Raw genomic sequence first — 14,949 nt, forward strand, 5'->3', positions numbered from 1 at the left:
GAGCCGCGGGCTGCGGTACGAACTCGATCCCACCGGAAGGAAACCCCCACGATGACCGGTAGCAGCGTACCCGGCCCCGAAACCGTCCACTCGGCGCTGGCGCTGGCCAGCCGGGCGCCGTCGGTGCACAACAGCCAACCCTGGCTGTGGCGCCTGGGCGGCAGCACGGTCCACCTGTACGCCGACACCAGCAGGCACCTGCCCTTCACCGACCCCGACTCCCGGGATCTGCTGCTCAGCTGCGGCGCGGTGCTGCATCACTTCCGCATCGCCGCGCATTCGCTCGGTTGGCGCACCATCGTGCACAGGTTGCCCAATCCCGACGACCCGCAGCATCTGGCGTCGATCGAGTTCGTCCGGGCCACACCGGATTCCGATGTACTGCAATTGGCGCGCGCCATCAACCGCCGTCACACCGACCGCCGGCGGGTCACCTCATGGCAGGTGTCACCCGGCCATATCGCCACGTTGCTCGCTGCTGCCACCGACGAAGGGGCCGACGCCCTGGATGTGACCGAGGAGCGGCAGCGCAGCGTATTGCGTGAGGCGTTCACTCGCGCGGCCGACCGGCATCACCACGATGACGGTTACCGCGCCGAACTGTCGCGGTGGAGCGGGCATTACGCCACCGCCGACGGTGTTCCCGCCCGCAACGCGGTCGTGGCCACCGACCCGCTCACCCGCGAATTCCGCGGGCCCACCATGCAACAGGTGGTCGACGACACGATCGACGGTGCGCACTTGCTGCTGGTGCACACCCGCACCGATGACCGGCTGCCGCGGCTGCAAGCCGGAGAGGCCACCAGCGCCGTACTGCTTTCGGCCACCGAGCTGGGTCTTGCGACCTGCCCGTTGTCCGAACCGTTCGAAATCGGTGACACCCGGCAACAGGTGGGCGCCGATGTCCTGCACGCAAACAGCTACCCGCAGATCGTCATCCGCGTCGGATGGGCCTCCACCCGCGCGCCCTCGGTCCCGGTCACCCCGCGCCGGGCCCTCACCCACATGGTCAAGCCGCTGTGACACCGCCCGCACCGGGCCGCATCGGCGCACCCGGACGCCAGAGAGGATCCGCGCGATGAGGCACACAACGGTGGCCGACGTGATGACCCGAGATGTGGTCAGCGTCGGCGTGGACACACCGTTCCATCAGATCGTGCAACTACTGGCCCGGCACGGAATCAGCGGCGTACCTGTCCTCGATGCCCGCCATCGGTGCGTGGGAATGGTGACCGAGGCCGACCTGCTCGCCAGGCAGTCCCGCCTCGGCGGCCCGATCACGGGCACCGTGTGGGCCGTGCTGTGGAAGAAGGCATTCGCACGCAAAAGCGAAGCGCTCACCGCCGCCCAGTTGATGACCGCACTGGTGATCACGGTCATGTCCGATGCTCGTGTATCGGCGGCCGCGGCGACCTTGGCCCGCCACGACCTCCGCTGCGCACCGGTCATCGACTCCGGCGGCGACATGGTCGGGATCGTCAGCCGCAGAGATGTCCTCGCAGTGTATCTACGCCCGGACGAGGAGTTGGCGCAGCTGATCGAGGACGACGTGTTACGCCGTGCGTTGTGGCTGCCGGCGGCCGCGGTGACGGTCGAGGTGCATGCCGGCGTCGTCACCCTCAGGGGCGCGGTCGAGGCGGCCATGATCGGTCTCATCGGTTCCTTGGTCGCCGCGGTGGACGGCGTCGTCGAGGTGCGCAATCTGCTGATCGCCGATACCGCTCGCGCCCTGATGCACGCCGGAGTGCACAGCATCGACGGCGAGAAATCGGTGGCTGCGGCCGCAGCCCGGATGCGCGCCGACGACGTCGGGACACTGCTCGTCGTCGATACCGCGGGGACTGTCACCGGAATCGTCACTGATCGCGATCTGGTGCTGCGCTGTGTGGCCGACGGACTCGATGCGCAAGCCACGACGGTCGATGTCGTCGCTACCCGCACCGTGGTCACGGCGCAGGCCGACCAGCATATCGACGACGTGGTGGCCGTCATGCGCGGACACCGGCTGCGCCGGGTACCGGTTCTCGCCCACGGTCGCCCGGTCGGGATCGTTTCCGAAGCCGATATCGCCCGGCGTCTCCCACGCGCCGCGGCCGGGGCCTTGGTGAAACACCGGTACAGCACACCGGCGACAGACAGCAACCGCCGATAACCCGGGCTTGCCTGGCCGGTCACGGAGGATGGTATGAACTCGGTACATCACAGCAGCGCAGCGCCTGCGCCCACCCGCTGGCCGCCCATCGACAAGCCGGCCGCCCTGCGTGGGCAGGCCAATCTCACCGACTACCGTCGTGCCTGCACGGAATTCGACTGGGACAGCGCCGCCGGCGAACTGTCCACGCTGCCCGGCGGCGCGGTCAACATCGCCCACGAAGCCGTTGACCGTCACCTGAACACACCCCGGGCCGCCGCGCCGGCGCTGCATTGGCTACGCGCCACCGGCGGGCGGGTCACCCTGACCTATGCGGATCTGGCGGCATCGAGCAATCGATTCGCCGGTGTCCTGGACACGCTCGGCGTCAGGCGCGGCACGCGCGTATGCACCCTGCTCGGACGCAGCCCGCAGCTGTACATCGCTGCTCTCGGAACCTGGAAGGCCGGTTGCATCGTCTCACCGTTGTTCTCCGCCTTCGGCCCCGAACCCGTGCGCCAGCGCATGGCCCTCGCCGGCGCCGAAGTACTCGTCACCACACGCGCCCACTACCGGCGCAAAGTCGCACCGATCCGGCGGGAACTGCCTGCACTGCGCCATGTTCTGATCGCCGACACCGACAACGACACCGGGCAGGGGTGCGACGACGGTGTCGTCGACCTCCAGGCGGCCATGGCCGCCGCCTCACCCGACTACACCATCGTCCGCACCGATCCCCAGGAGACGGCGCTGCTGCATTTCACCAGCGGCACCACAGGAACACCGAAAGGTGCCGTGCATGTGCACAATGCGGTTCTGGCGCATCGAGTGACCGCACGTTATGCCCTGGACCTGCGGGGCGGGGACGTGTTCTGGTGCACCGCCGACCCCGGCTGGGTCACCGGGATGTCCTACGGTGTGATCGCGCCGTTGAGCCTGGGCGCCACATTGATCAGCGACGAGGCCGAATTCGACACCCGCCGCTGGTATGACATCCTGACCGCGGAGCAGGTCACCGTCTGGTACACCGCGCCCACCGCCTTGCGCATGCTGATGCGCTAGGGCGACGCGCTGCCGCGCGGTACCGATCTGTCGCGGCTGCGTTTCATCGCCAGCGTCGGTGAGCCACTCAATCCCGAAGTCGTCGTGTGGGGGCAACGCGCATTCGGCCGTCCTGTGCACGACAACTGGTGGCAGACCGAGACCGGCGCGATCATGATCGCCAATCTCGCGGCCGAACAGGTCCGGCCGGGTTCCATGGGGCGCCCGCTGCCGGGCGTGCACGCCACGATCCTGCGCCGCGGACCCGACGGCCGCACCCTGGTCGATGGGGACGTCGTCCAGGCCAATGTCGACGAGATCGGTGAGCTGGCGCTGCGCACCGGCTGGCCGTCGATGTTCCGCGAGTACTGGCAGCAGCCGCAACGCTATGAGAAATCGTTCGCCGGGCCCTGGTATCTGTCCGGTGACCTGGCCCGCCGCGACGCCGACGGCTACTACTGGTTCGTCGGCCGCGCCGACGACGTGATCAAGTCCGCGGGACATCTGGTCGGGCCGTTCGAAGTGGAAAGCGCGTTGATGGCGCACCCGGCCGTCGCCGAAGCCGGCGTCATCGGGGTCCCCGACCCCCTGGCCGGGCAACTGGTGAAGGCGTTCGTGCTGCTGCGCCCCGGCTATACACCGACCGAGGCCTTGCACGACGAGCTGATCGCTTTCGGCCGCCGCGCCCTCGGCGCGGTCGCCGCCAAAGAGGTCGAGTTCGTCGACACTCTCCCGCATACGCGCAGCGGCAAGGTGATGCGGCGGTTACTGCGCGCCCGCGAACTCGGACTCCCCGAAGGCGACGTATCGACCTTGGAGGCGCTGCCGTGACCATCACCGAACACCCGGCCGACCTCGACCACACCGACCCTGCGTACGGGCTCGGATTACTGCAGCAGATGCTACGAATCCGCAGTTTCGAAGAACGCTGCGTCCAGCTCTACAGCGCCGAAAAGATCCGCGGTTTCCTGCATCTCTACATCGGGGAGGAGGCCGTCGCCGCGGGCCTGCTCGGCGAACTCGACACCGACGACGCAGTGGTGTCGGCCTACCGCGAGCACGGACACGCACTGGCGCGCGGCATACCGATGACGGCGGTGATGGCGGAAATGTTCGGCCGCACCACCGGCTGCAGCGGCGGCCGCGGCGGCTCCATGCACCTGTTCGACGCCGGGCGACGCTTCTACGGCGGCAACGCCATCGTCGCCGGCGGACTGCCGCTTGCGGTCGGGATCGCCTTGGCCGACGCCATGGCCGGCGCGCCGCGCGTCACCGTATGCCTGTTCGGCGACGGCGCGTTCGCCGAGGGCGAATTCCCCGAGTGCGCGAACCTGGCAGCACTGTGGCACTTGCCGCTGCTCTTCGCATGCGAAAACAATCAATACGCCATGGGCACCGCGCTGCGCCGCGAACACGCCAACACCGACCTCGCCCTCCGTGCCGCCGGTTACGGCATGGCGGCGTGGCCGGTGGACGGAATGGACGCCGAGGCGGTAGCGGCGGCGTCGCGACGGGCGATACAGATGATCCGCGGTGGCGCAGGACCCTGCTTCCTGGAATGTCGCACCTACCGCTTCCGGGCGCATTCGCTCTACGACGCCGACCGCTACCGCGACAAGGCCGAGATCGACCAGTGGAAAGCCCGCGACCCCATCCCGCGCCTGACCGCACAGCTACGCGCTGCCGAGCTCATCGACGACCACCGGTATGCGGAGTTGCAGTCCGCGATCGACGCCGAAATAGATGCGGCGATCACCGCCGCCGAAAACGCCCCCGAAGAACCCGTCACCGACCTGACCCGCCACGTGTATGCGGAGCGGACATGACCACCACCTACTGGCAGGCATTGACCGAGGCGCTGCGTGAGGCCCTGGACCGCGACGAGCGGGTGTTCCTGATGGGCGAGGACGTGGGCGCCTACGGCGGCTGCTTCGGCGTCAGCCGCGGCCTGCTCGACGCCTACGGTCCGCGCCGCATCCGCGACACCCCGTTGAGCGAATCCGCGTTCGTCGGCGCGGGTATCGGTGCCGCAATCGCGGGGATGCGCCCAATCGTGGAGATCATGACCGGAAACTTCAGCCTGCTCGCCCTGGACCAGATCCTCAACAACGCCGCCACGCTGCGGCATATGTCGGGTGGGCAGATCGGTGTGCCGCTGGTCATCCGCATGGCCACCGGCGCCGGACGTCAACTCGCGGCACAGCATTCCCACAGCCTCGAAGCCTTCTACGCCCACCTCCCCGGACTGCGCGTCCTGTCACCGGCGACGATGACCGACGCCCGGGCCATGCTGTGGCCGGCCCTGCAGGACCCGGACCCCGTCGTGATCTTCGAACCGATCGCGCTGTACAACAGCAGCGGCGAACTCCCCGAACCGGACACCATCACCGATATCGGTATCGACACCGCCGCGACCGCCCGCCCGGGCAGCGACGTCACCATCGTCGCCTACGGAGGCACCCTGCGCACCGCGCTGGCCGCCGCCGACCGGCTCGCCGACACCGATATTGCCGCCGAAGTCATCGACCTGCGCACACTACGACCGCTCGACACGGACACAATCGTGGGCTCGGTGGCACGCACACACCGGCTGGTGATCGTGGACGAAGGCTGGGGCCGGGTCGCGATCGCCGCCGAAATCGCCGCGGCGACTGCCGAACACGCCTACTACGAGCTCGACGCCCCGATCCGCCGGGTATGCACCGCCGACGTGCCGATCCCCTACGCCCGCCAGCTCGAGGAAGCGGCCCTGCCCTCACCGGCGGCCGTGGTCGAGGCCGTGCACGCGGTGGTGAGGTGAGATGGCCGAATTCCGGATGCCTTCCCTGGGTGCGGATATGGTCGAAGGAACGGTGCTGCACTGGTTCGTGCGCCCCGGCCAGAGGGTGCACACCGGAGACATCGTCGCCGAGATCGACACCACGAAAGCAGCCATCGAGGTGGAAAGCTTCGACGACGGCGTCCTCACAGAAATCCTCGTGACAGAAGGCGCCACGGTTGCCGTCGGAACACCCCTGGCGACCATCGCTACCACGGCAGAACCCGCCCCAGACACCTCACCACCGGCGCATGGTGATGCCGAGCCGGCACCGACCGACGGCTTCGGAACGGCCCCTCTGCCGCCAACGGCCGCACAAGGACCAACCGCCCACCCGGCCGCCCCGCCGCGCAGTGATGGGTCCGAGCGCGATCACCGCGCCACACCCCTGATCAGGAAGCTCGCTGCCGAGGCAGGGATCGACATCGCTGCCGTCCCCGGCAGCGGCCCCGGTGGGCGGGTCATGCGAGCCGACATCGAACGCGCCAAGACCGGCGCCTCATCACATCCACCGAGCCCCCCCAACGGCGGCCCCGGCCCGGCGCCCACCGACCGCGCCACCGCCCCCACGCGCGCTACCGGGGTCAGCGTGGCGAAACCGTATACCGGGCCCGCATCGGGGTACGCGCGCCGCGTGGCACATGCGTCGGGGGTCGAGCTTGCCGGGGTCACCGGGTCCGGCCCGGACGGCGCGGTACGCGCCCGCGACCTCCCCACCGGTGGTCGGGCGCCGGAACCCGTTACCGGACAACCACAGATACCGTCGGCCATCGCCGACGACGCCGGGAAGACCGCACAGAATCCACCGCACGATCCCACCGCCGCCCGGCAGCTGATCGCCGCGGCGATGACGCGATCGAAACGCACTGTGCCCCACTACATCTGTCGAGCGTCGTCGATATGGAGGAGGCCACCCGCGCGCTGCGCCGCATCAACGAACAAGCACCGGTATCCGAACGAATCGTGGTCTCGGCGCTGCTGCTGTGCGCTGTGGCCCGGGCAGCGCGCGCCGTTCCCGAACTCAACGGATTCTGGAGCGACGACCGATTCCAGCCGGCGTCGGATGTCCATCTGGGCACGGTGGTGTCGCTGCGCGGGGGGCGGAATCCTGGTGCCCACCATCCCCGACGCCGACCGGCTCTCGCCCACGCAGATGATGCAGGCCATGCGCGGGCTGGTCGCCCGGACCCGCAGCAGCCGATTACGTTCCCGCGACACCACGCAGGCCACCATCACAGTGACCAACCTCGGCGATCTCGGAGCGGACGCGGTGTTCGGTGTGATCCCGGTCCCGCAGGTCGCGATCATCGGATTCGGTGCGGTGACCGAACGGCCCTGCGCGGTGGCCGGCCTGGTCGGGGTCCGCCCGCAGGTGACCGCAACCTTGTCCGCGGACCACCGAGCCAGCGACGGCGCCGTGGGTGCACGGTTCCTGCATTGCATCACCGACTACCTACAGCATCCGGAGGAGTTGTAGATCATGACCGCTGGAATCACCTCACGAGCCGAAGCACTCGCCCTGGTGCGCCGATCCCTGCAAGGCTTCGCCACCCAGGACGAAATCACCGGCCTCGACGAACACCAGTCGTTGCGTAGCACGCTCGAACTCGACTCGATCGACTTCCTCACCTTCGTCGAACGGCTCTCCGCCGGCAGCGGCCGCCGAATCGACGAGGACGATTACCCGAGTCTGGCAACCATTGATTCCTGCGCCGATTTCCTCACCGACCGCCGATAGAAGCTGGTTTCCCAGCGGCTACCGGCAGCTACCACTGCCGGCTACGGCGCCCGATGCCCGCCCCTGCAACCCAGGAAAGAAGCATGCCAGGAGGCAGGGAGGACCAAAGTCCCGACTGTGACCGTGTGGTCACCACGATCCGGTTCCGTTCGGCAATCGTGTCGGTGACGTTGGTTTCTGTGCCGAATACCACCGACAGGCGAAGTATCGGGATCGTCACAGTTCACCACGACCCCGGGACGACGTATGGATGCAGGCGAGCGGCGCAACGATCCTCCACGCACCCGTGACCGGCGACCCCCCGCAGATGGCACCCCGTCTCCTGCCCGGTCCGGTATCGGCTTCAGAGGCTCGGCCGGCGAGCTGCGGCGACGGTGGGTGGCCCTGGTGACCGTGGGAGCGGCCGCAGCATGGGCGGTTCCCGTGGCCACCTTCTCGATGGTGGTCGCCCCGTGGAAGCCGGCGGCGATGATGGTGCCGGCCGGGGCAGTGGGCGCAGTCGTGCTGGCCGGCGCGCAGGCTGTTGTTCTCCGCCGCTGGCTGAGTTCGTTCCCTGTCCGCAAATGGACTGCTGTTTCGGCAGTGGCTGCCGTGGTGGAGTGGGCGGTACTCGCGCTGGTCGTCGTTCATGGGGAACGAGTGGGAAACCTGCCCGCCGTCGGCCAGGTTCCGCTCGTAGCCGCGGGGATCGTGTCCGTGACGTTCGCGCTCGGGGTCGGCCAATGGTTCGTCCTGCGGCGGTGGTCGGACCAAGCCGTGTTGTGGATATGGGCCAACGCCGTAGCGTGGATCATGGGCGCAACCGTCTTCGTAGCCGTCGCGCAACCGGTACGGGTCAGCGCGGCGATGACCGTCACCGCGGCGACGATCTCGGTGGTGGCGGCAGTGCTGCTGCGGGGCGCGGTGGTTGCTGTGATCACCGGCGTGTACCTGCTTCACGTTCTTGCCGAGGCACACCTCCACCCCGTCATACCCCGCTCAGCGGGTGCCCCCTCGGACACTCTCGTCCACGCCGGGAGAACAGCAACGCGAGGCCGCATCGGTGCGGGCTATCCCGCAGGACGGGCAGTGGTGGATCTCGTCCGGGCATTTGCCCTGCTGCACATACCCGGAAATCCTCGGCTGCAGCCGAGCTCTGATGCGCCCGCTGCAGACCGCTGATATTCGCTCGGCTCGTTCGCCTGCGACATGCAGACCATGAGCCCGGGGCGAAAGTCGCCGCGGGTGGGGACCGCCGGCACTGGGCAAGCAGCCGGGGGCCAGGAATTGTGGATTTCCGTAGCAGCTTATTCGGTGGACACGAGAAAGGACCGATCCGATGCGAGCGCAGGTCGGGGACTGGCTGGTCATCGAATGCGGATCAGTGGGCGGCGGTATACAACGCGGGCTCATCGAGGAAGTACATGGGCGCGACGGTGGCCCGCCGTATCTGGTCCACTGGATCGATACCGGGCGGCGGGCTCTGATCTTCCCCGGACCGGATGCGCACGTGGTCACCAGTGAGGATCTGCACGCGAGCCAGCGGCTGGCGGCGCGTCACTTCCTCTTCGGAGGCCACGAACCCGAGGAGCCCGCTGCGTCGCCGTGGACCGGCGTGGCTGAAGCGGTGACCTCCGGCGCCGTCGGTCGGTGAACCCGATATAGGGCTTTGCACCCGGCATCGTGTCGGCTCGAGTGCGTACGAGGCGACGGCCGGTGAAGCTTGCGTCCGATGGCTCGCAGTACCTCCGATAGCCACACCAGATGGTACCCGATTAGTGGATGCGGGTCGGGCAGTAGATCCCCCGCAGCCGGACATGCTCGTAGGTGGCGTCGGGGTTCGCCGGTGCCAGATCAGCGTCGCCCATCAGCGGTCACGATTGACCGATCAGCGATGTCCGTTCCGCCGTCTCAACCATCACCGGTGGCGTCGCCGACCGGAAGGTTCAGGTGGTCGGCATACGGTTGGGCTGTCAGGGTTTCCTGATCGACAGCATGGTTGTCACCACGATAGTGACCGATATCACGCTGCGATCACCACGGCGGCTGTAGGCCAGTCCATGTCGGTTCCTCTCTGTGAAGTCATCGACCGTATGGGCCGGGCATCGCGTGTGCGGACCCGCCTCACGCAGGTGCTCTGGCTTCGTACCCGAGTCTTCCGGGCGAGCTGCGGCAGCACTATGGTCCATTCGCCTGCACCGCGGGGTCGATGGTCACCGATCGGCACCGGCACGGTATTCGCCTGACCCCTGCGCCGTGCAGCTCCCCGGCGACGTGGAGGGCTCGGTCACTGTGGTATTGCCCGGCTGCTGTTCGGCAAGCCGGCCGCGAGGATCTTGCGGAAGCCGGAGTCGATACACGCGACGAAATCGGCGATGTCGGGGACGGCCGCGGTGTCGATGGTCAACCCGATATGGCAGGTCCCCAGGTGGGACAGCAGGGTGGCGTTGAACGCGGTGCCGAGAGTGGGACCGAAGGCATGGACATGTTCGACTTCGGCGCCGGCGAGGTAGAGCGGTATCGGTGAACCCGGTACGTCGGAGGCGACGAAGTCGACGTGCTTCAGCATTTCCGCGAGTACCCGGCTCGGCATCCGGTTGAACACAGCGGCCACCGCGTTGGACAACGGAATCGCTGGTTCGCGTCGCCACCGCTCGACGAGGGTGTGCACCTGCCACATCTGTTTGAGGGCATTGTCGGTGTCGGCGGGGATCGCGAATCTGGCGAGGGTGATGCGGTTGCCGCCGATCGGGTCGTCGGGTGTGCGCAGGCTGATCGGCATCGTCAGGCGCAGTCGGTGGACCGGGGCGTCGTAGCGGGCGTGGTATTCCCGCAGGCCCAGCACGATCGCGGTGAGGAAGGCGTCGTTGAGGGTGCACTCCACGCGGAGCGCGGAGTCGGACAGCTCTTTCAAGGGGAACTGCAGGACCGTCAGGTACCGGCCGAGGCTGCGGTCGGTCATGACGGGGGACAAGGTTTTGGTGACGGGTCTGGCGAGCCGCAGAACCGAGGTGGCCAGTGTGGCGCTTCCGCGGACGGCGCCGATCGGGTCGGCCAGGGATCGCATCAGTTTCGGCGTGCGGGCGATGCTGCCGGTGAGAAGTCTGGTTCCGGTGGCCCAGTTCCAGGCCACGATATCGGCGAGGGTTCCCGTGCCGGGTTCGTTTCTCACCTTTATCGGGCCGCGTTCTGTGCCCTCGCGGCTGAAATCGAGGATTTCTCCGGCGATCTGGATACCGCCGATGCCGTCGGTGAGGCTGTGGTGCACGGTGAGCACGGCGGCGCATTTGCCGCCGGGCATCCCGGTCAACAGGGTGAATTTCCACAACGGCCGGGCAGGGTCGAACGCGGTCATGGCTTCGGTGCGGGCGAACTCCAGCACCGCTGCCATATCTGCCGGGCGGGCCAGGGTGGCTCGGCGGATATGCCAGAACAGGTCGAATTCCTGGTCGGGTTTCCAGCGTGGTGGTGCCAGGCTCAGTGGCACCGGCGACAGGGTGTGCCGGAAGCGTGGTACGACGCGGGTTCCGCGGTCGATCATCCGGACCAGTTTCGCCCAGTCGGGTTCGGCGTCCAGCAGCAGTATCGTCACGATCGTCGAGCGCAGCATCGGGTCCTGTTCCATGCTCCAGGTGAACAGGTCCGATTGGGTCATATGGGATGAGCGAGAACCCATGGTCAGCTACTTTCCTGAACCTGAGCGGGGTGAGTGGGCTCGACGTCTTCACTGTGCCTCGGCAATCCAGTCGGTCGACAGGGGCGAAGGTCACCGCCCACGGACTGCGATCGTGTGAGCGCGATACCGCAGGTGTGCTCCCGGTGCCCGACCACTGCGGCGCAGCAGCGGGTTCCGGACTGACTTTGGTCCCTGCGATGAGGTATTTGCGCACTGGTGGGGGCGATAGCAGGCGACGAGCCTGGAGACAAGACCGGTGCCCCGTGGTGACCAGCTACGGCGAAGGCCTCGAACGGCATCGGGCGGTCCTCAACCGATCAGCCTGCGATGAGGTGATCTCGAATGCGTGCACGCGATATCCTCAGCCGACCGGTGATTACGGTCCGGCGAGACACGGCACTGACCGACGCTGTGGCGTTACTGACCGGGCATGGTTTCGCTGCGCTACCTGTCGTCGACGAGCGAGAGCGTGTGGTGGGCATGCTGTCGGAGTCCGATGCGATGGCCGCGATCGAATCCGGTCGGGAGGCCGGCATCGTGGAGGTGGCGATGACGACCCCGGTGCAGGTGGTCGAGCCGACCACGGAGGTGCCCGAGATGGTGAAGGTCATGCTCGATCACCACAGGCGGTCGGTGCCGGTGGTGGAGGCGGGTGTGCTGGTCGGCATCGTGGCCCGCCGGGATCTGTTGCGGGCGCTGGCACGGGACGAGGAGGCGCTCGAGGCGCGCGTGTATTCGCTGCTCGAGGACTATTCGGGTAGTCACCGGCAGTGGGATGTCGAGGTCGTCGACTGCGATGTCACGATCCGCGGGATCTGCGCGGACGAGGCCGAGCAGCGGGTGCTGGCGGCGATTACACGCACGATCCCCGGTGTCGGCGAGGTTCATGTGGTGGATACCGCGGCGATCCCATCGGATCAATGACCTCCGGGGTGCGAACCCCGGGGCGGAGGGCTGCGTCGGTATGGGCTCAACGATCCGCGACCGTGGTGAACGGTGCGGTGCGGCGCTTCGGTGGATGAAGGATACGGTCCAGGCGGGCGGCCACATAACCGAGAACCGAGACCGCGCTCACGATCAGCAGGTCACCGGCGGCCAAGGGTTCGGTTCCGAGAAGCTCACGCAGCAAGGGCAGATACAGACCCGCGAACTGCAGCAGGAGCGCGCCACCCACGGCCACCAAGAGCATGGGGTTGGCCAGCGAACGCGCCCGTGTGCGTGAGCCCAGTGCCACGCCGAGTTGGGTCATCCCGAGGGCCAGAAACGCCATGCTCTGCCACGGGCGCCCGGTGTGGTCGGCCCAGACGGCCACCCCCAACGTCACCACGGTCAGCGCGATCCCGATCCGGATCACCCGCTGCCACAACCCGGCGCCGAGGATGGTTTCGGTGGGTGGGCGCGGTGGCCGGTTCATTGCGTCGGGTTCGGCGGGTTCGCCGCCGAGCGCGACCCCGGGCAGTCCATGGGTGAGCAGGTTGATCCACAGGATCTGGGCAGGAAGAAGGGGCAGGGCAAGCCCGAAGAAGGGCCCGAGCAGCATGACCGCGATCTCGGCCGCTCCGCCGGAGAGTCCGTAGACGAGGAATCGGCGGATGTTGTCATACACTCGGCGGCCTTCCTCCACCGCCACGATGACGGTGTCGAGGTTGTCGTCGGCGAGCACGAGGTCGGCGGCTTGGCGGGCGACCTCGGTGCCGCGGCTGCCCATCGCGACCCCGATATCGGCGTCCTGGAGCGCGGGCCCGTCGTTGACACCGTCACCGGTCATGGCCACGACGTGACCGTCGTGGTGTAAGGCGTCGATGATCGTCAGCTTCTCGCTGGGTGTCGCGCGGGCGAACACGGTGCCGGTGACCAGGTCTTCGTCGCGAACGGTTGCGCGGCAGTCGATCACCGGCTCGCTGGGGCCGCGGATCCCGAGGCGGGTCGCGATCGCCTGGGCTGTGCCGGCGTGATCGCCGGTGATCAGCACCGGCCGGATCCCGGCCTTGCGGCAGGCGGCGATGGTGGCTGCCGCTGCGGTCCGGGGTGGGTCGAAGATGGCGATCAAACCCAGTAACCGCAGGTGCTGTTCCATGGTTTCCTCGCCCGAGGCCGGGGCGTCGGCCCGGTGCGCGTCGGCCACGGCGAGCACGCGGAAACCGTCTCGGGCCCAGCGTTCGGCTTGCTCGGCGGCTTGGCTCAGCTGCCGCGGATCGTCATCGAGGACCGGTGCGGTCAGGACCGCTTCGGGTGCCCCCTTGCAGATGACGCGGTAGCCCCCTGCCGGGTCGCGGTGGGCTGTCGACATGCGTTTGCGGTCACTGTCGAATGGTCGTTCGGCGACCCGTGGCATCCGGGTGTGCAGTTCGTCGGTGTCGAGACCGAGCTTCAACGCCGCCGACAGCAATGCCAGTTCCGTGGGATCGCCCAGCGCCACCCATTCTCCGGGCTCACCGTCGTCGGCCGGCATCAGGCGTGCGTCGTTACACAGGGCGGCTGCCGCGAGGAGTTCGGTGAGGGCTGGCCGGTCGTCGGGGCGCAGTTGCCGGTCACCGGCGAGCACGGCACCGGTGGGGCTGTAGTCGGTGCCGGTGACCGAGGCCTGGGTGTGCGGGGTCCAGATCCGGCGGGCCGCCATACGTCCTTCGGTCAGGGTGCCGGTTTTGTCGGTCGCCAGCACTGTCACCGAGCCGAGGGTTTCCACCGCGGGCAGGTGCCGGATGAGCGCTGCGCGTTGTGCCATGCGCCGGGCGCCCAGCGCCAGGCTCAGGGTCACCACGGCCGGCAGCGATTCCGGGACCGCGGCCACCGCCAAGCTGATCGCGGTGACCACCATCAGTTCGACCGGCTGGCCGCGGAACAGCCCCAAGGTCAGAACGAGGACGCACAAGACGATGACCACGGCGGCCAGCAGCCGCCCGAACCCGGCGAGGCGGCGCTGCAGCGGTGTGGAGGCGTGACCTCGGTCGAGAAGGTGGGCGATCTGCCCAGTAGCGCTGGCGGCGCCGGTCGCGGTGACCACTGCGGCGCCGCGGCCGCGGACCACGACCGTGCCGGCGGACAGGCCGGATGCTGTGGTGAGGTTCTTGTCCACCGGCACGGATTCCCCCGTGACCGCCGATTCGTCGACGGCCAGCGATTCAGCGGTGCACGCGGTGGCATCGGCGGCCAGGATGTCGCCCTCACCGAGCACCAGCAGATCTCCGACGACCACCTCGGCCGCCGGAATCTCGCGCTGCACTCCGTCCCGCAGCACCCGGGCGGTGGGTGCGGTCAGCTCCGACAGCGCCGCGATCGCACGGTCCGCCCGGATCTCCTGGGCGACACCGACCACAGTGTTGACCACCACGACGGTCAGGATGATCGTCATATCGGCCCAGTCACCGGTGAGGACCGTCAGGAGCGCGGCGATCAGCAGGACGATGATGAGCGGATCCCGCAACTGGGTGAGCACGCGCTGCCACCATCGGGTCGGTGGGCGTTGCGGCAAGATATTGGGTCCGTCAGCGGAGAGCCGTTGCGCTGCCTGCGCAGCGGTCAGCCCGGTGGTGGCCGCGACGGCGGTGCTTTCGTTCAGTGACATG

11 protein-coding genes and 3 pseudogenes are annotated in these 14,949 nt (G+C 68.2%); 12 read left to right on the forward strand and 2 right to left on the reverse strand.

The window, feature by feature from the left end:
• The first annotated feature begins 51 nt into the window (after positions 1 to 51).
• The 11 genes and pseudogenes from ACYR7D_RS18485 (at position 52) to ACYR7D_RS18535 (ending at position 9,361) form a co-directional block, all read left to right on the forward strand.
• On the forward strand, positions 52 to 1,023 hold the full coding sequence (locus ACYR7D_RS18485) for an Acg family FMN-binding oxidoreductase (protein WP_033242922.1): 972 nt from the start codon (positions 52 to 54) through the stop codon (positions 1,021 to 1,023).
• A 55-nt stretch (positions 1,024 to 1,078) separates the two neighbouring features.
• The gene (locus ACYR7D_RS18490) at positions 1,079 to 2,152 is read left to right on the forward strand and encodes a CBS domain-containing protein (protein WP_051157971.1); all 1,074 of its coding nucleotides are present in this window, start codon (positions 1,079 to 1,081) and stop codon (positions 2,150 to 2,152) included.
• Between the two features lie 33 nt (positions 2,153 to 2,185).
• A pseudogene (gene acsA / locus ACYR7D_RS18495) lies at positions 2,186 to 4,003 on the forward strand (acetate--CoA ligase).
• 68 nt (positions 4,004 to 4,071) lie between these two features.
• Positions 4,072 to 4,998: a pyruvate dehydrogenase (acetyl-transferring) E1 component subunit alpha gene (pdhA, locus tag ACYR7D_RS18500; RefSeq protein ID WP_033243137.1), complete on the forward strand. Its 927-nt coding sequence runs from the start codon at positions 4,072 to 4,074 to the stop codon at positions 4,996 to 4,998.
• Positions 4,995 to 5,972: an alpha-ketoacid dehydrogenase subunit beta gene (locus ACYR7D_RS18505; protein WP_459545798.1), complete on the forward strand. Its 978-nt coding sequence runs from the start codon at positions 4,995 to 4,997 to the stop codon at positions 5,970 to 5,972. Before pdhA ends, ACYR7D_RS18505 begins: the two co-directional genes overlap by 4 nt.
• A 16-nt stretch (positions 5,973 to 5,988) precedes the next feature.
• Positions 5,989 to 6,687, forward strand: a pseudogene (locus ACYR7D_RS18510) (E3 binding domain-containing protein); the annotation flags it as partial.
• Positions 6,688 to 6,845: 158 nt separating this feature from the next.
• Positions 6,846 to 7,076 (forward strand): annotated as a pseudogene (locus ACYR7D_RS18515) (2-oxo acid dehydrogenase subunit E2); the annotation flags it as partial.
• A 25-nt stretch (positions 7,077 to 7,101) separates the two neighbouring features.
• Complete coding sequence (locus ACYR7D_RS18520; RefSeq protein WP_459550212.1) at positions 7,102 to 7,467, forward strand: 2-oxo acid dehydrogenase subunit E2; 366 nt, start codon at positions 7,102 to 7,104, stop codon at positions 7,465 to 7,467.
• A 3-nt stretch (positions 7,468 to 7,470) separates the two neighbouring features.
• On the forward strand, positions 7,471 to 7,728 hold the full coding sequence (locus ACYR7D_RS18525; protein WP_033242920.1) for an acyl carrier protein: 258 nt from the start codon (positions 7,471 to 7,473) through the stop codon (positions 7,726 to 7,728).
• A gap of 387 nt (positions 7,729 to 8,115) precedes the next feature.
• On the forward strand, positions 8,116 to 8,889 hold the full coding sequence (locus tag ACYR7D_RS18530) for a hypothetical protein (protein WP_156052241.1): 774 nt from the start codon (positions 8,116 to 8,118) through the stop codon (positions 8,887 to 8,889).
• A gap of 157 nt (positions 8,890 to 9,046) precedes the next feature.
• Positions 9,047 to 9,361, forward strand: coding sequence for a DUF1918 domain-containing protein (locus ACYR7D_RS18535; protein ID WP_063820644.1), 315 nt, complete (start codon positions 9,047 to 9,049; stop codon positions 9,359 to 9,361).
• Positions 9,362 to 9,994: 633 nt separating this feature from the next.
• Here ACYR7D_RS18535 and ACYR7D_RS18540 read toward each other — a convergent pair.
• Entirely contained in the window at positions 9,995 to 11,383 is a 1,389-nt protein-coding gene (locus ACYR7D_RS18540) for a wax ester/triacylglycerol synthase domain-containing protein (protein ID WP_459545799.1), read from the reverse strand.
• 342 nt (positions 11,384 to 11,725) lie between these two features.
• Between ACYR7D_RS18540 and ACYR7D_RS18545 the strand changes: the two genes are divergently transcribed.
• Entirely contained in the window at positions 11,726 to 12,307 is a 582-nt protein-coding gene (locus ACYR7D_RS18545) for a CBS domain-containing protein (protein ID WP_033242918.1), read from the forward strand.
• Between the two features lie 46 nt (positions 12,308 to 12,353).
• On the opposite strand, the gene ACYR7D_RS18550 is transcribed toward ACYR7D_RS18545, so the two are convergent.
• Positions 12,354 to 14,948: a cation-translocating P-type ATPase gene (locus tag ACYR7D_RS18550; RefSeq protein ID WP_051157974.1), complete on the reverse strand. Its 2,595-nt coding sequence runs from the start codon at positions 14,946 to 14,948 to the stop codon at positions 12,354 to 12,356.
• Position 14,949: the final 1 nt, after the last annotated feature.

The sequence above is a fragment of the Nocardia sp. X0981 genome, from assembly GCF_977089955.1.